General features: G+C 69.8%; 10 protein-coding genes and 1 tRNA gene. 4 read left to right on the forward strand and 7 right to left on the reverse strand.

What is annotated here, in order from left to right:
• Positions 1 to 38 precede the first annotated feature (38 nt).
• Entirely contained in the window at positions 39 to 1,763 is a 1,725-nt protein-coding gene (locus ACZ5KV_RS12300; protein ID WP_464239602.1) for a methyl-accepting chemotaxis protein, read from the reverse strand.
• A 213-nt stretch (positions 1,764 to 1,976) separates the two neighbouring features.
• Between ACZ5KV_RS12300 and ACZ5KV_RS12305 the strand changes: the two genes are divergently transcribed.
• Both ACZ5KV_RS12305 and ACZ5KV_RS12310 read left to right on the forward strand, forming a co-directional pair.
• Positions 1,977 to 5,909, forward strand: coding sequence for a PAS domain S-box protein (locus ACZ5KV_RS12305; RefSeq protein ID WP_464239603.1), 3,933 nt, complete (start codon positions 1,977 to 1,979; stop codon positions 5,907 to 5,909).
• Complete coding sequence (locus ACZ5KV_RS12310; protein WP_464239604.1) at positions 5,906 to 6,937, forward strand: response regulator; 1,032 nt, start codon at positions 5,906 to 5,908, stop codon at positions 6,935 to 6,937. The genes ACZ5KV_RS12305 and ACZ5KV_RS12310 overlap by 4 nt, the downstream gene beginning before the upstream one ends.
• A gap of 216 nt (positions 6,938 to 7,153) precedes the next feature.
• Here ACZ5KV_RS12310 and ACZ5KV_RS12315 read toward each other — a convergent pair whose 3' ends face one another.
• From ACZ5KV_RS12315 to ACZ5KV_RS12335, 5 genes are all read right to left on the reverse strand, one after another.
• Positions 7,154 to 7,882 carry a TrmB family transcriptional regulator gene (locus ACZ5KV_RS12315; protein WP_464239605.1) on the reverse strand — a complete coding sequence of 243 codons (729 nt, stop codon included), beginning with the start codon at positions 7,880 to 7,882 and terminating at the stop codon, positions 7,154 to 7,156.
• A 220-nt stretch (positions 7,883 to 8,102) separates the two neighbouring features.
• Positions 8,103 to 9,092 carry an HD-GYP domain-containing protein gene (locus ACZ5KV_RS12320; protein ID WP_464239606.1) on the reverse strand — a complete coding sequence of 330 codons (990 nt, stop codon included), beginning with the start codon at positions 9,090 to 9,092 and terminating at the stop codon, positions 8,103 to 8,105.
• Positions 9,093 to 9,490: 398 nt separating this feature from the next.
• On the reverse strand, positions 9,491 to 12,637 hold the full coding sequence (locus ACZ5KV_RS12325) for an efflux RND transporter permease subunit (protein WP_464239607.1): 3,147 nt from the start codon (positions 12,635 to 12,637) through the stop codon (positions 9,491 to 9,493).
• 10 nt (positions 12,638 to 12,647) lie between these two features.
• Positions 12,648 to 13,853 carry an efflux RND transporter periplasmic adaptor subunit gene (locus tag ACZ5KV_RS12330; protein WP_464239608.1) on the reverse strand — a complete coding sequence of 402 codons (1,206 nt, stop codon included), beginning with the start codon at positions 13,851 to 13,853 and terminating at the stop codon, positions 12,648 to 12,650.
• A 218-nt stretch (positions 13,854 to 14,071) separates the two neighbouring features.
• Positions 14,072 to 14,443 (reverse strand): hypothetical protein, encoded by a 372-nt coding sequence (locus tag ACZ5KV_RS12335; protein WP_464239609.1) that lies wholly within the window; start codon positions 14,441 to 14,443, stop codon positions 14,072 to 14,074.
• A 246-nt stretch (positions 14,444 to 14,689) separates the two neighbouring features.
• Here ACZ5KV_RS12335 and ACZ5KV_RS12340 point away from each other — a divergent pair, with 246 nt between their 5' ends.
• Together ACZ5KV_RS12340 and ACZ5KV_RS12345 are read left to right on the forward strand one after the other, a co-directional pair.
• Positions 14,690 to 15,385 (forward strand): response regulator transcription factor, encoded by a 696-nt coding sequence (locus ACZ5KV_RS12340; RefSeq protein WP_464239610.1) that lies wholly within the window; start codon positions 14,690 to 14,692, stop codon positions 15,383 to 15,385.
• Complete coding sequence (locus tag ACZ5KV_RS12345) at positions 15,378 to 16,787, forward strand: HAMP domain-containing sensor histidine kinase (RefSeq protein WP_464239611.1); 1,410 nt, start codon at positions 15,378 to 15,380, stop codon at positions 16,785 to 16,787. The genes ACZ5KV_RS12340 and ACZ5KV_RS12345 overlap by 8 nt, the downstream gene beginning before the upstream one ends.
• Here the strand turns inward: ACZ5KV_RS12345 and ACZ5KV_RS12350 are convergent.
• Positions 16,766 to 16,842 (reverse strand) — tRNA-Pro (locus ACZ5KV_RS12350). The two genes, ACZ5KV_RS12345 and ACZ5KV_RS12350, sit on opposite strands and share 22 nt — an antisense overlap.
• Between the last annotated feature and the right edge of the window lie 85 nt (positions 16,843 to 16,927).

A 16,927-nucleotide genomic window follows, 5' to 3' on the forward strand; every position in this document is an offset into this window, starting at 1 on the left:
CGGCGCCCCGGGCGCGGCGCGCCGCGCCCGGGGCCGGGTCAGCCCAGGGTCACGTCGGCGGCGACCACGCCGACCACCGCCTGCTCCGCGTCGCGCAGGGGCATGGACACGGTGAGGCAGCGCCGCCCGGACGCCTGGGACACGTAAACCTCGGAGATGGCCAGGGCGCCCAGCTCCATGGCGGCGGTGAACCACGGCCGCGAGGACCAGTCGCGGCCCCTGGCCCGCGCGTCCTCGGGCGTTTCCCGGCCCGGGCGCGGCACGTTGGCCACGGGCTGGATGCCCCGGGCGTCGGTCAGGTAGAGCAGCTCCACGAAGGGCGCGTCGCGCACGGCTTGGCGCAGGGCGCGCTCCTGGCGGGCAGGGTCGAAGGACAGCACGTCCGGCGAGGCGGCCAGGGCGGCAATCAGCTCCTGGACCTTGCCCCCACCCATGAGCTCGAAGGCGCCGTTCAGCCCGCCCAGGTCGTGCACCCGGCCCAGGAGCGCCCGCTGGGCCTGGTCCGAGCGCTCCATATCCTCCACGGTGCGCCGCGAAATGTCCTCCACCCGGGCCACGGCGCGGGTGACCTGCTCGCTGGCGGCGGACTGCTGCGTGGCGGCGGCGGCGATGGACTGGATCTGCCCCGCGTTCTCTCCGGCCAGGGCGACGATCCCGGCCAGCATCCCGCCCGAGCGGTGGGCGACCTCCGTGGCCTGGGCCACGAGGTCCGCCGCCTCCCGCATGCCCTGGCGGGTGCCGTCCACGCCCTTGCGGATGGCCTCGATTTGCGTGCCCACGTCGCGGGTGGAGGCCATGGTCTTTTCGGCCAGCTTGCGCACCTCGTCGGCGACCACGGCGAAGCCGCGCCCGGCGTCGCCCGCGCGGGCGGCCTCGATGGCGGCGTTGAGCGCCAGCAGGTTGGTCTGGTCGGCGATGTCGTTGATGACCTCGATGATCTGGCCGATGTTCCCGGCCTGGGTGCCCAGGCCCTGGACCACCGCGCCCAGGGCGGCGGTGCGCTCCTGGGCGGCCTGGATGGCGGCCACGGTGCGCTCCACGGCTCCGGCGCCCTCGCGGGCCTGCTCCATGGCCCCGTGGGCGGCCTGGGCGGCGGATTCCGCGCCCTGGGCCACCTGGTTCACCGAGGCGTTCATCTGCTCCATGGCCGTGGCGGCCTCGGCGGCCAGGCGGCGTTGCTCCCCGGCGCCCGTGGTGGCGCTTTTCGAGGCGCTTTCCAGTTCGGCGGCGCTTTTGTGGATGTCGGCGATGGCCGCACCCAGGGTGGCTGCGGCGTTGCGCAGGCTCTGGCAGCGCGAGGCCTCGGCGCGCCGGGCCATGTCTCCGCGCAGGGTTTTCCCGGCGGCCAGGGCCTCCTCCAGGGTCCGCACCCTGGCTTCCAGAGCCGCGCGGGCCTGAAGCGCCTGGTGGATGCTGACAAAAATGGCATTCACGCCGTGGTGGGACGATACAGAATTGTCATCCACCGGTGCCGTGGCCGCCGTGCCGTCCAGCAGGCCCGCGGCCCGGTTCAGGGCCGCCTCCAGGGCCTGACGGCCACGGGCGGCCCGGACGGCGGCCACGGCTCCGGCGGCCAGTGTCGCGGCCAGCGTCAGCATGGCCAGGCCCACGACCCAGGCCCGGTGGCCCGCCAGAGTGTTTTGCATATTTGTCGTTGCGCTGGGGGCCGGGTCGGGGCCGAAGGCCGCGACGGCGACGAGCAGCACCGCGCACAAGGCGGCGGGCAGAACCAGGGCGCAGGGGACGAGGTCGCTGCGGGTCATGGCGGAACTCCTGATGAGGGAATGGGGCCACAGGCCCGAAGCAAGATCGGGGCCAGGAGCGGGGCGGGGGGGCGCTGAAAATCCGGAATGGCCGCATGTTTTGCGCCGTGCCGCGCGAGGTGCGCCGGGGTTTTCATGGCGCTTGTCCTTGCCGGGGGGAGTGAGGTAGGGAAGGGAAGGGACCAGGGCCCGCAACGGGCCGAAGGGGTGCAATTGAGCGCGAAGCACAAGGACGAGAGGACGGGGCGGCCCGCCGGGCCCGGCGCACCGCCGCCACCGGGCCCGGAGTTGTCCGCCGTTCTGGACAGCCTGGACACTCCGGTTTTCGTCAAGGACCAGGACCACCGCTGGGTGTACCTGAACGAGGCGGCCTGCCGCGTGCTCGGCCGTGGTCGCGGGGAACTGCTGGGCAAGGGCGACGCGGATTTCTACGAGGGCGCGTACGCCCGTTTCCTGTGGGAAAAGGACGAACGCGTTCTGGCCACGGGCGAGCCGCAGCACTACGAGACCCGCGTGGTCTGGAACGGGCGCTCGCACCATATCGTGGCCCGCAAGAGCCTGCATGTGGACCCCGGCAGCGGGCGGCGCTACGTGGTGGGCGTCCTGCAGGACATTACCGACATCCGCGTCACCGACCACTCCCTGCGCGCCAGCGAGCGCAGGCTGCGGACCATTTTCGAGCGCGCCAGCGTGGGCGTGCTGGTGCTGCGCGAGGGGCGCCCGCTGTTCGTCAATCCCTGGGTGGAGGCCCTGTGCGGCTACGGCCTCGCCGAGCTGGCCGGGCGCGATCTGCTGGAACTCGTGCCCCCCGAGAGCCGCGAGGCGGCCCTGGCCCTGCGCCGCCAGCTTCTGGACACGGGCTCGGCCCCCGGCCAGACCATGCTGCGTGTGCGCACGCGCGCCGGGCAGTCCCGCTGGGTGGGCGTTTCCGGCGTGCGTATCGACTGGGAGGACGCCCCGGCCAGCCTGGTTCTGGCCGTGGATCTCACGAGCCTCAAGCTGGCCCAGGACGAACTGACCCTGGGCGAGCAGCGCCTGCGCCAGGTGGTGGACCTGGTGCCGCACATGATCTACGCCCGCGACGCGGCGGGGCGCTACCTGCTGGCCAACCGGACCATGGCCGAGGCCTGCGGCACCACCGTGGCGGCCATGACCGCGCCGGGGAGCGCGCCGGGCCCCGGCCCCGCCGGGCTCACCGGGATCGACCGCCGCGTGCTGGACACGGGGCGCCCGGTGGCCGAGCCCGCCCTGGAGTTCGAGGACGCCTCGGGCGTGCGCCGGGTCCTGGAATGCGCGGCCATGCCCTTCCCCACCCGCGACGGCGGCGGCGCCGTGCTCGGCGTGTGCACGGACATCACCCGCCCGAGCAGGATGCTGGCGCGCCTGGAGCGGCTGAACCGGACGCTTCTGCATTTCGGCAGCGCCCCGCTGGACAATATCCAGGCCCTGGTGGCCCTGTGCGGCGAGGTGCTCGACGGCACCTGCGCCCTCTACAGCCGCATCAGCGGGGAGCGCCTGGAGGTGGCCGGAGCCTGGAACGCGCCCGGGGGGTTCGAGTACCGCGGCGACGCCCGGGGCCATATCTGCGCCGAGGTCGCCCGCCAGGGCGAGGGCGTGCCCCGGGTCATTCGCGACCTGCAATCCTCGCGCTTCGCCGAAACAGACCCCAACGTGCGCCGCTACGGCCTGCGGACCTACGTGGGCATTCCCGTGGCCATCGGCCAAAGCCGCCTGGGCACGCTGTGCGTGGTTTCCGTGCGCGATGCGCGGCCCGGCGACGAGGATATCTGGCTGCTGGGCGTGGTGGCCTCGGCCATTGCCGTGGAGGAACGCCGTCTGGCGGCCATGGACGCCCTGCGCCGCCGCGAGGGCACCTTGCGCGCGCTGTTCGACGCCATCCCCGACCAGGTGACGCTCCTGGCCCTGGACGGCACGGTCCAGGCCGTGAACCGCCACGCGGCCAACGCTCTGGGGCGGCGCCCCGGCGAGATCATCGGCCGGCCCATCGGCTCCTTTGCCGACGACGGCCTGCGCCCGCCGGGCGAGCGCGTCTTCGCCCAGGTGCGCGAAATGGGCGGGCCCGTGCAGTACGCCGAAACCTGCGCCGGGCGGTTTTTCGAGTGCGAGGTTTCGGCGGTGTTCGACGAGGCGGGCGGCGTCGGCGGCTACGCCCTGTATTCGCGCGACGTGACCGCCGAGCGCAATGCCCAGCGCGAGCTGATGGAAAGCGAGGCCCGTTTCCGGGCGACCTTCGAGCAATCCGCCGTGGGGCTGGCCCATTGCGGGTTGGACGGACGCTTCTGGGCCGTGAACGACCGCCTGTGCGCCATCCTGGGTCGCCCGCGCGAGGAGCTGACGGGCCTGCGCTTCCAGGACGTGGCCCTGCCCGCCGATCTGTCCGCCGATCTGCTGCTGCGTCAGGCCCTGCCGGGCGCCGAGATGTCCGGCGGCACCCTGGAGCGGCGCTACCTGCGCAAGGATGGGCGCACCGTGTGGGCCAACGTGACCGTGAGCCGCATCCAGGACGAGGACGGCGGGCACCGCTACAATTTCGTGGTCATGGAGGACATTACCGAGCGCAAGGCCATGGAGGAGGCGCTGCTGCGGCGCGACGCGGTGCTCGAAGCCGTGGGCCTGGCGGCGGAGCGCTTCCTGCGCGAGCCGGACTGGCGCGGGTCCATCGCCACGGTGCTTCAGACCTTCGGCGTGGCCGCCGGGGCCAGCCGGGCCTACCTGTGCCGCAACGTGCGCGACGCCGCCGGGCGGCTGCACATGGAGCTGCAATGCGAATGGACCGCGCCGGGCGCCCCGCCCCGGCCCGCGAACCAGGGCCCCCGAAAGGCCTACGACCAGGAGAGCCTGCGCGAAATGGCCGCAGCCCTGGCCGCCAAGCGGCCGTTCCACAGGGTCGCGGACGAGTTGGCCCCCGGAGAGCAGGCGCTGATGCGCGTGCAGGGCATTTTGTCCCTGGCGGTGCTGCCGGTGTTCGCGCGCGACCAGTGGTGGGGCTTCATGGGCTTCGACGACTGCGGCCAGGGCCGCCGCTGGACCCACACGGAACTGGAAGCGCTCATGGCCGCGGCGGACATCCTGGGCAACGCCATCGCCCGCAAGCACGTGGAGCGGGCCCTGCGCGAGAGCGAGCGCAAGCTGCGCCTCATCGCCGAGACCGTGGAGGACGTGTTCTGGATCACCAGCCCGGACCGGGGCACCCTGATCTACCTGAGCCCGGCCTTCGAGCGGCTGGTGGGCCCGCGCGAGGCCGTCTTCCGCGACCCCGGGGCGTTCCTGGCCCGGGTGCACCCCCAGGACCGCAGGCGCCTTGCGGCGCACTACGGCAGGCCCGCCCAGGGCCCGCGCGAGATCGAGTACCGCCTGGTGGCGCCGGACGGCACCGTGCGCTGGATCCGCGAGCGGGCCTTCCCCGTGCTGGACGAAGGCGGGGCCGTGGAATGGCTGGCCGGGGTGTCCAGCGACGCGACCCTGCGCCGCGAGACCGAGCAGGAGACGCTGCGCTCCCTGCGCGAGAAGGAACTCCTGCTCCAGGAGGTCCACCACCGCGTGAAGAACAACCTGCAGATCATTTCCAGCCTGCTGGACATGGCCGGGCGGCGCATCGAAAACCCCCGGGCCCGCGAGATCATGCGCGACACGCAGTCCAAGATCCACAGCATGGCCATGATCCATTTGCAGCTTTACGGCTACGAGCGCTTTGACAGCATCGACATAGCGAGCTACGCCCAGATGCTGGCCTGGCAACTGGCCCAGATGTACAACGCCGCGAACGTGACCCCGCGTTTCGAGATGACCGAGACCTTTCTGCCCCTGTCCAAGGCCATCCCGTGCGGGCTGGTGCTCAGCGAGGCGCTGTCCAACGTCTTCAAGCACGCCTTCCCCGGCGGGCGCAGAGGTACGGTGCTGGTCCGCGTGGCCCCCGGGGCGGGGGACACGGTGGTCCTGCACGTGGAGGACGACGGCGCGGGGCTGCCCGGCGGGGCCGAGCCCCCGGCCGACAGTGTGGGCCTGAAACTCATGGGCAACATCGTGCGCTACCAGCTCGGAGGCACTCTGGACATGACTTCCGACGACACCGGAACCCGCATCCACATCACCTTCAGACGCCAAGACGAAGGAGCGACCTCATGACCCCTCACGACGGCGGGACCAACCGCATCCTGGTGGTCGACGACGAGGCGATCATCATCACGCAGCTCGAGGACATGCTCTGCGCCCTGGGCTACAACGTGGTGGGCAAGGCCTCCTCGGGGGCCGACGCCGTGCGCCTGGTGCGCGAGCTGGCGCCGGATCTGGTGCTCATGGACATCGTCATGCCCGGCGCCATGGACGGCATCACCGCCTGCGCCGCCGTCCAGGAGGACCTGGACACCCCGGTGATCCTGCTCACGGCCTACGGCGACGACCGCCACATCGCCCAGGCCAAGGCCGTGCGGCCCTACGGCTACATCCTCAAGCCCAGCCAGAACGACCAGATCAAGGCGGCCATCGAGATCGCCCTGGAAAAGAAGGCCGTGGAGCGCGACATGGCCCGGGTCATGGAAGGCCTGCGCTCCCAGGCCGTGGACCGCGAGTTGCAGCTCAAGGAGATCCACCACCGCATCAAGAACAACCTGAACATGATCTGCGGGCTTCTGGCCCTGCAGGTCATGCACAGCAGCGGAAGCTGCGCCGACGCCTTGCGGGCCGTGCACGGGCGGGTGCTTTCCGTGGCCAAGGTCCACGAGGCGCTGTACACCTCGCGGCACATGGATTCCATCAACGCCCGCGACTATTTCGCCAGCCTGGCCGAGGCCGTGCGCCGGGTCCACGCCGTGCCCGAGGGCCTGGCCGTGGCCCTGGATTGCGAGGACATGGAGCTGGAGCCGGACAAGGCCATGCCCATGGGGATCGTCTGCACCGAGCTGCTGACCAATGCCCTGCGCCACGCCTTCCCCGGTGGGCGCGCCGGGCGCGTGCGCGTGGCCCTGGCCAGGGTTCCGGGCTTCTACGAACTGACGGTGGTCGACGACGGCGCGGGGCTGCCCTCGGGGCTGGACGTGCGCAACAGCGGCACCCTGGGCCTGGAGCTGGTCCATGGACTGGTGACCCAGGTGGGCGGCGAGGTGCGCTTCCTCCCCGGCCCGGGAACCACGGCCCAGGTGCGCATCCCGGCCTGACGCGCCGGATTCCCGGCCCTGGCGGCCCGGGCTTGGCGGCCCTGCCCGGCAAACAAGGAAAGGGCCGGTCCCAGCCAATCCGGAACCGGCCCTCTGCACGGAGGTGCCCGGCGGTGCGGAGCCTGCCAGAACGTCCGCCCGCCGAACCATCGATCCGCCTTGTGCCGCGCCGGTGCCCCGCGCGCGGCGGCGGAAAATTCAATCTTTGCGGCGTGTTCAGCCCGCCGTGTCTGTCCCGTCCGTGGCGGGCGCCGTTCCTTCCCCCGTGGCGATGACCGCCAGTTCGTTCAGGAAGGCTTCGCGCATCAGGCGCACCAGGTGCCCGTTGCGCGAGTAGAGGCACTGGGCCGCCCCGGCGGGCTCCAGGCTCCCGGTCAGCACCGCTGCGGTGTCGGCGATGATCTTCACGTGCCCGCGCTCCTGGGCCTTGGTGTGCAGCAGCACACCGGGCAGCCCGGGATCGGCGTCGCAGATGAGCACCGTCTTGCGCCCGCGCGCGGCCAGGGCCGCCAGTTCTTCGGCCACCAGGGCGGCCTCGGCGCTGTGGGCCGAAACGTACACATGGCTGTGCACCGCCCGCAGCATGGCCCGCATCTTGTCCACCACGTTGGCCTGCCCCGACACGGTGAGGTAGGGCTCCTCCTCGGGAGCGCGTTCGGGCAACTCGCGCTCCAGAAGGGCCAGGGCGTCGTCGCTGGCGGCTCGCAGCCGGGCCAGGAACTCGGCCCGGGGCGTGGGGCTGAAGCGCTGGGCTGGCCCGCCCGAGCGCATGGCCCCGCCCTTTTCCGCCAGCCCGGCCAGGGCGGCGTAGGCATTGGAGCGCGAAATCCCCGCCCGCTTGGCCGCCTCGTAGCCCGTCTGCGGCCCGTGCTCCAGCAGGGTCGCGTACATCAGCGCCTCCTGGCGGGTCAGGCCGAACCTGTTGAGAGCGTCGATGCAGTCCATGCCGTAGTGGTTCCTTTTGGAACTACTATTCTCCGGGCCGGGGGGCTGTCAATGCCCTTTGGCGAAGAAAATCGATTTCGGGGAAAAGTCGATTTTACGTGCTGGCAGAGGTCGGGCAGGGGACGAGGGGCGGCGGGGAGCGCGGGGTGCGGGCGGCGGCGTGAAAAACGCCGGGGCCCGAGGGGGAGGGGGCGGCGTTGGGGGCGCGGGAGCGCCGGGCCTAGATGACCCTGGCCCCGGAGAGGATGGTCACGAAGCGCTTGAACATCTCGATGTCCAGCTCGTCGAACATCTCGTCGCGCATGATGCGCAGGACCTGGAAGGGATTCATGGCTTTGCTGTAGGGCCGGTTGGTGGTCATGGCGTCGTAGATGTCGGCGATGGTCACCGCGCGCACGGCCAGGGGGATGGCCGCGCCGCGCACGCCGTGCGGGTAGCCCGAGCCGTCGAGCTTTTCGTGGTGCAGCAGGATGCAGTCGTGGGCGGTCTGGGACAGGGGCAGGCCGGAGCACAGGGTCACGCCCTTTTGGGGGTGGGTGTTGATGATGGCCCGCTCGCCCAGGGTCAACGCGCCGGTTTTGCTCAGGATGTCGTGGGAAACGAGGATCTTGCCGATGTCGTGGAGCATGGCGCCGATGCCGGTCTGGAGCAGGGTGTCGCGGTCGGGCTCGTAGGTTTGCAGGATGGCCGAGGAATAGAGGAAGACGTGCACGCAGTGCGAGAAGGTGCGGTAGTCGTGGGACACCAGCCGGGCCAGGGTCTGGAAGGACTGCCCGGTGCACAAGAAGGCGATGGCCTCGCGCACGAAGTCCATGACCCGGGCGATGTTCTGCTGGCGGGCCAGGGCTTCGGGCAGGCGGTGCTCGAAGGCCGAGCGCACGATGTCCACGGCGCAGTCGTGGACGATGCGCGCGCGCTCTTCCAGGGGCGTGTCGTCCCGCAGCAGGGTTTTGCCCAGGTTATGTTCCACGTAGGCGCGGTAGGCGGCCTCCTGGTCGCAGGGCACGTAGGCCTCGTCCACGCCGTTTTCGGCCAGGGTGGCCCGGTGGCGGTCGGTGAAACGGTCGCAGGCGTGGGTGTAGAGCACGAACTCCCCGCCGCGCAGCAGGTAAACGTCGAAGCCGCCCTGCCTGCCGGGAAAGAGCATCAGGGGCGATATGGCGAAATAGCGTTCCTGTCGCAGGCCGTGACGGTCCTGTGGATTGTGCATGGACTTCTCGCTGGGGCGGGGATGGAAACGGCGCGGAGCGCGAGCGCACAGGAAACCCGGCGCGATGCGCCAGGTTCGGCCGCCTCGGAAGGCGGGGCTGCGTCTTGCGGCTGGTCTGTATGCTCAAACCCGCCGGAGTGGCGGGTGGCGTTTCTCCCCTGGTCCCGGTGCGCCCCGGCAAACTTTTCAGTTTAGCCCGGAACGCAAGGGGACGTATATAGGGGTTTACACTATTTGTACAGGGGAAACTCCCGGGAGCCGTTGCTGGGCGTGGGTTGCGGAGCAATCCCGGCAGGTTGTGTCCTTCCCTGCGCCGCTTGCGGGTTTCCGCACGAACAGACGCAGCCGGCGCAGCCGGGCAACTGGCGCGCGGCGCGGCCGGGGCCGCTCCGGCGGGGCTAGGGCGCCGGGGATTCCTCGGGCCGGGCTCCCGGCTCCGGGCCGGGCTCCGGGCCGGGCTCCGGGCCGGACGCCGGGGCCAGGCGCTGTTTGGCCGCGTCGAGGTAATAGTAGTAGACCGGCGTGAAGTACAGCGTGAGCACCTGGGAGATGAGCAGCCCGCCGACCACGGCCAGCCCCAGGGGCTGGCGCGCGTCGCCGCCCGCGCCGATGCCCAGGGCGATGGGCAGGGCGCCCATGAGGGCGGCCATGGTCGTCATCATGATCGGCCGGAAGCGGATCAGCGCGCCCTGGCGGATGGCCGCCAGGGGGTCCAGGCCCTGGTCGCGCTGGGCGGCGATGGCGAAGTCGATCATCATGATGGCGTTTTTCTTGACGATGCCCACGAGCATGATGATGCCGACGAAGCCGTAGATGTCCAGGTCCTTGCCGAAGACGGCCAGGGTCAGCAGGGCGCCCGCGCCCGCCGAGGGCAGGCCCGAGAGGATGGTCAGCGGGTGGATGAAGCTCTCGTAGAGGATGCCCAGCACGATGTAGATGACCACCACGGACATGAGCAGCAGCAGCCACATGCCGGCCATGGAATCCTGGAAGGCCTTGGCCGTGCCCTGGAAGCTGAAACTGAACGAGGGCGGCAGGGTTTCGGCGGCCAGGGCCTCGATGGCCGCCACCGTCGGCCCCAGGGACTGGCCCGGGGCCAGGTTGAAGGACAGGGTCACCGAGGGCATCTGCTGGGTGTGCGACACCGAGGAGGGCCCGGTGTCCAGGGACAGGGCGGCCACGGCGTCCAGGGGCACCAGGGCGCCGCTGTCGGCGCGCACGCGCAGCATCCGCGCGGCATACGGCGTGCGCTGGAAGCCCGGGGCCAGCTCCATGATGACCTGATAGTCGTTGGTGGGCGCGTAGATGGTGGACACCTGACGCGAGCCGTAGGCCATGGACAGGGCGTTCTCGATCTGCTGGGGGCTGACGCCCAGGGCCGCCGCGCGGTCGCGGTCGATCTGCACGCGCAGTTGCGGCGTGTCGAGCTGCATGGTGCTGTCCACGTCCTGAAGCTGGGGCATGGCGCGCATGAGGGCCAGGAAGCGCCCGGCGTGGGCGTAAAGCTCGTCGGTGTCGGGGTTTTGCAGGGTGAACTGGTAGAGCGCCTTGGTGGTCCGCCCGCCGATGCGCACCGAAGGCGTGTTGCGCGGCACGGCGATGATGCCGGGGATGTCGGCCAGTTGGGGCCGCAGCCGGGCCACGACCTCGTCGGCTCCGGCGTCGCGCTCGTGCAGGGGGCGCAGCTTGCCCATGAGGCGCCCCGCGTTGGTGTTGCTGTTGGGCCCGCCCGAGCCGACCACGGACATGGTGGACTCCACCGCCGGGTCAGCGGCCACGATGGCGTCCACCTTGCGCTGCAACTCGCGCATGACCTCGAAGGACGTGCCCTCGACGGTTTCGGTGGACACGTCCACGCGGCCCTGGTCCTCGCTGGGCAGGAAGCCTTTGGGCACGGTCACGAACAGCCAGCCCGTGAGCCCGAGGATGCCCAGGGACAGGAGCATGGCCAGGGCCCGGTGGCGCAAGGTGGCGTCCAGGGTCACCTCGTAGCCCCGGCGCAGGGCCTCGAAGGCGTGTTCCACGGCCATGTAGAGCGCCCCGTGGCGGTCGTGCTCCCCGGGTTTTCCGTCGCGCAGCACGATGCGGCAGAGCATGGGCGTAAGCGTCAGCGACACCAGCCCCGAAAGCAGGATGGCGCTGGAGATGGTCACCGCGAATTCGTTGAACAGGCGGCCCACGATGCCGCCCATGAAGAGCACGGGGATGAACACCGCCGCCAGGGAGACGGTCATGGACACGATGGTGAAGCTGATCTCGCGCGAGCCGTCGAGCACCGCGCGCAGGGTGGGCTTGCCCATCTCCTTGTGGCGCACGATGTTTTCCAGCATGACGATGGCGTCGTCCACCACGAAACCCAGGGACAGGGTCAGGGCCATGAGCGAAATGTTGTTCAGGCTGAACCCGGCGAGGTACATCACCGCGAAGGTGCCGACGATGGACAGGGGCAGGGCCAGGCTGGGGATGATCGTCGCCCGCAGGGTGCGCAGGAACAGGAAGATGACCAGGATGACCAGCACGGCGGCCAGATAGAGGGTGAACTCCACGTCGGCCACGGACTCGCGGATGGACTGCGAGCGGTCGTACATGACCTCCAGGTCCACCGAGGCCGGAATCTGCGAGCGGAACGAGGGCATGAGCCGCAGCACGTCGTCCACGATCTGCACCGTGTTGGACCCCGGCTGGCGCGAGATGGCCAGGATGATGGCCGGGTCGCCGTCGAAGGTGTTGCTGCGGCGTTCGCTTTCCACGCCGTCCTCGACCACGGCCAGCTCGCCCAGGCGCACGGGCGAGCCGTCCACGTAGCTGACCACCAGCGGGCGGAAGGCCGCGGCGTTCATGAGCTGGCCCGAGGAGCGCACGGTGTACTCGCGGCCCGGCCCGGCCACCGAGCCCGTGGGCAGGTTCACGTTGGCCCGCTGCACGGCGGTCATGACCTCGTCCAGCCCGATGCCGCGCGCGGCCAGGATTTCGGGGTCGACGCGGATGCGCACGGCGTATTTCTGCGAGCCGTAGACGTTGACCTGGGCCACGCCGGAAACCATGGAGATGCGCTGGGCCATGATCGTTTCGGCGTATTCCGTGACCTCCGACAGGCGCAGGGTCGGCGAACTGACGGCGATCATCAGGATGGGCGAGGCCGCCGGGTTGATCTTGCGGAAATACGGCGGGGTGGTCATGTCGTCGGGCAGGGAGCGCATGGCCGAGGAGATGGCCGACTGCACGTCCAGGGCCGCGTCGTCGATGTTGCGCGAAAGCGAAAATTCCAGGGTGACGCGCGTGGAGCCCTGGGTGCTTTCGGAGGTGATCGACTCCAGCCCCGCGATGGCCGAAAACTCCTTTTCCAGCGGCGAGGCCACCGAGGAGGCCATGGTCTCGGGGCTGGCGCCCGACAGCGAGGCCGAAACCTCGATGGTCGGAAAGTCCACGTTGGGCAGGTTGTTGATGGGCAGCAGTGTGTAGCTGAACAGGCCGAAGACCAGCAGCCCGAGCATGAGCAGCGTGGTCATCACCGGGCGTTCGACGAACAGGCGCGAGATGTTCATGGCGGCCCCTCTAGCTGGCGGCCGGACTGGCGGGGCCGGGGGTTGCGGGCGCGCCGGGGGCCTCGGGCGCGATATGCACCGGAGTGCCGGGCTTGAGGCGGATCTGCCCCTGGGTGACCACCGTCTCGCCCGGCGCCACGCCCGAGGCCAGCACCGTCTCGCCGTCGAGCACGGGGCCCAGGTCCACCCGGCGCAGCACCGCCGCGCCGTTCTCCACCACGTAGCAGTACGGCCCGTCGATGCCGACGTTCACCGCCGCCGAGGGCACCACCACCGCCTGCGACAGCACGCCGAGGACCAGGGTCGTGCGCGCGAACTGCCCGGGCCACAGGCGGCCCGCCGGGTTGTCGAACACCGCGCGCAGGCCGATGGTGCCCGTGGCCTTGTCCACGGTGTTGTCCATGGCGGTGAGGGTTCCGGCCTCGGGGGCGCCGGTGTCGCCCGTGGGCAGGGCCAGAACCTGGGTTCCGCCCTGGAGCAGGCGCTGGCGGACCACCGGCAGGTGCTGCTCGGGCACGGCGAAGTCCACGGCGATGGGCGAAAGCTGGTTGATGAGCAAAAGCATGCCCTTGTCGGCCTCGACCACCGTGCCGCGCTGCACGAGCACCTTGCCCGCCTGCCCGGCGATGGGCGCGCGCACGTCGGTGTATTCCAGCTCCAGCTCCAGGCGCTCGATGGCCGCGCGGTCCATTTCCACCGTGGCGGCCAGGCTGTCCACCTCGGTGCGGGCGCGCTCGAACTGCTCCTGGCTCACGGCGGCCTGGGTCACCAGGTCCTTCTGGCGCAGCATGTCGCGCCGGGCCTGGTCCAGGGCGGCGAGGTCGCGGTCGAGCTGGGCCCGGGCCTCGCGCAGCGCGGCCTGGGCCGGGCGCGGGTCGATCTGGAACAGCGGTTGGCCCTCGGTCACACGCTGGCCGTCGGCGACGTGCTGGGTCACGATCATGCCGCCCGCGCGGGGGATGACGGTCACCGACGCCAGGGGCTGGACCGTGCCCACGGCGCGCAGTTCCACAGGCGTATCGCGGGCCTGGGCCCGGGCCACGGTGACGGTCACGGGCTTGGGGCCGCCGCCCTTGGCCGGGGCGCCGTCCTTGCAGCCTGCGGCCAGGGCGGCCAGGGCCAGGGCCAGGAGTGCGGGCAGGACGAGGGCGGGAAGCGGGACGAGGGCCGGACGTGCGGCCCGCCGGGGCCGGGAGCTGGGCGTGGGGCTGTGCATCGGTGTGGAAATCCTCGTGGGCGGGCCCGCGTGGGCCGTGGCGTGGATGGATCGCGCAACAGACTATGCACAGGCGCCGGGAGGGCGTCAAATGGATTGGAATGGCGGATAATGTAGTTTCCCGCGCAGGGCTTGAGGGCAGGGTGCGGACGAAGAAGGTATCCGCCCCGGTTTCCCAGGGCGGATACAGGAGGGGGAGATCCACCGTCCTTCGAGGATTAGCCGTTCCCGGCGGATTTTAACTCGGGGCGAACCAGATCGGTAAGATCGTTGCCGAAATGGACATAGAGTTCCGGCTCTCCGGACACGGGAATCCAGAATCCGTCCATGAACTGGCCCTGGCGTTCGGACCAGGCCGGGCGACGAACGCCCTGGCCTTGTTTCAACGCTTTGTTGGCCATGCAGCCCGGGCAGGGGGTGTCGCTGGGGTAGAGCGAATGACACAGGATGCCTGCAGGCAGGCCAAGGGTAGCGGCTGCCTGGTTCACTGCCATGATTTCGCGACTTTTGTGGATGAGCAACACCGGGCCAGGATACAAGCCCCACATCATTTCAAAGGCGTGCAGCACTTCAGGTTCTACTTGAGGCATGGTCGACTCCTTGGTTGGTTTGATGCAGTTCGTGCCTCTACCTAGCATTTTGCGTGGCGGAAACATCTCGGTGCTGCAACAAAGCGTTTCGAGATGTTTCATCTGGGGGATACACTTTGTTACATCCTGTTTCCGCAGGGAGACGCTTTGAGCCGCTGTGCGGGCGACAAGGGCGCGGGCCGGATGGCGGCCTTGCCAGGAAGCGCCGCCTCGGCGTATTCGTGAGAAAATTCGAAGGACCGCACCATGACCCGGACCATCCTGCTCATCGAGGACGACACGGGCCTGCAAAAGCTGCTGGCCGATTATCTGGGTGTCTTTGGGTTCGCCCTACATGCCGAGGGGCGCCCCGAGGGTGGTTTGCGTGCCCTGGATGAACTGGCGCCGGATTTGGTGCTGCTGGACGTGATGCTACCCGGGATGAACGGTTTCGAGGTCTGTCGTCTGATTCGCCAGCGCAGTCAGGTGCCCGTGATTATGCTCACCGCGCGCGGGGACATCCCCGACCGCGTGGCTGGCCTGGAGATGGGCGCCGACGACTACGTGCCCAAGCCCTTCGAGCCGCGTGAGCTGGTGGCGCGCATCCAGTCCGTGTTGCGGCGCGCGGAGCGGGGCCCCGCCCCCCGGCGCGGAAGTTTCGGCCCGTTGGAGGTGGACTTCGATGCCCGCGCAGCGTTCCTGGACGGGCGCGACCTTGGCCTGACCACGGGCGAATTCAACGCCTTGGCTCTGTTGGCGCGCAACCCGGGCCGTGTGCTCGACCGCGATATGCTGCTCCATGAATTGCGCGGGCTGGACAGCGAGGCCTTCAACCGCGCAGTGGACATCACCATGAGCCGCCTGCGCCAGAAACTCGGCGACAATCCCAGGGCTCCGCAGTTCATCAGGACGGTGTGGGGCGAGGGCTACATGTTCTTGCCCTGGGAGGACGGAGATGCCTAATCTGTTGCACCGCGCGACGGGATCCTTGTTCACCCGACTGGCCTTGATACTGCTCCTGGCGGCCATCGCCGTGAACGTGGTGACCTACCACCTGTTTTTCAGCGTACAAAGCTGGGGTCAGACTGCCCTGGAGCGCAACCTGGAGGAATACGCCGCTCATTTGGTGCGCGAACTGGGCTCACCCCCGGATCGGACCCGGGCCGCCGAGCTGGGGATGCGTCTGGACATGCGCATCACTTGGGATGGTCCTGGCGCCTGGGTCGAGGGGCGGAACCCGGAGCATTTTCCCGAGGAGCACCTGAAGTCCTGGCTGGAGGATGGCCCCGTGCAGGTTGCCAGCCTGCACGGATACCATCGCATTCGCGTACGCATTGCGTCGGGCCAGACCCTGACCTTCGATCTCTTTCCTACGCAGGCGGAGCGGACGGCCTTGCGGCGTTACGGCTGGCTGTTCCTGGGGTTGACCGCGCTGATCATGCTGGTGGGCTACGGGTTCATGCGGTACCTGTTGCGGCCCGTTTGCTGGCTTACCGAGGGCGCACGCGCCGTGCGCGACGGCGATCTGGCCCATCGCGTGCCAGAGGCCTGTCGCGGCGAACTGCGCGACCTGACGCAGACCTTCAATCAGATGCTGGCTCGGTTGGAGGGCGTGGTGCAGGGGCAGCAAAGGTTGCTGCTGGACGTGAGCCACGAACTGCGTACGCCTATTACCCGTCTCAAGCTGCGCCTGGAACTGTGCGGTGATGGGCCGGAGGTGGGCGCCATGCGTGGAGATCTGCGCGAAATGCAGGATATGATTACGACCCTGCTGGAGGCGGCGCGGATGCGCCACGAGATCGGCATGTTGCACCGCGAACCGGCGGATCTGGGGGCATTGGCGGGGGCTGCCGCAGGGCGCGTGGCGGGCCGGGCGCCGGGGGTGGTATTGCGACTGCCTGCCGGGCCGGTTCGGTCTTTGGTGGACCCTGCTCAGGTGGTCACGCTGCTGGGCAACTTGTTGGACAATGCCTTGAAGTATTCCGGCTCTGAGGCGGCTCCGGTGGAGCTGGGCCTGGAGATTCAGGGCGCGGTGGCGGCGCTTACCGTGCGTGACCACGGGGCGGGCATTCCCGCCGAGGCCCTGCCGCACCTGTTCGAGCCGTTTTTCAGGGTGGACGAATCCCGCACCCGCGAAACCGGGGGGTTTGGCCTGGGTCTGGCATTGTGCCAGGCCATCGTCCACGCCCACGGCGGGCATATTGCCGTTCGCAGCCAGCGCGGCTGGGGTACCCTGGTCACCGTCCTTCTGCCCTTGGTGGCGCAGGAGGGCGGGACGGGAATGGGATGCGCTACCTCGCAGAGGAAAGCGGGCCGCAGCCCAGGCCGCAACCCGCGAAAAGCTGGTCGGGGCGAGAGGATTTGAACCTCCGGCATTCAGCTCCCAAAGCTGACGCGCTACCAGGCTGCGCCACGCCCCGACGGGAGAGGGTGTCGTACCGGAAAGGGGACCTCAAGGCAAGATGCGCGGCGCCGGGAGGCGCGCGGTGTCGGAGGGCGGGCGCG

This window comes from Desulfocurvus thunnarius (assembly GCF_055390965.1).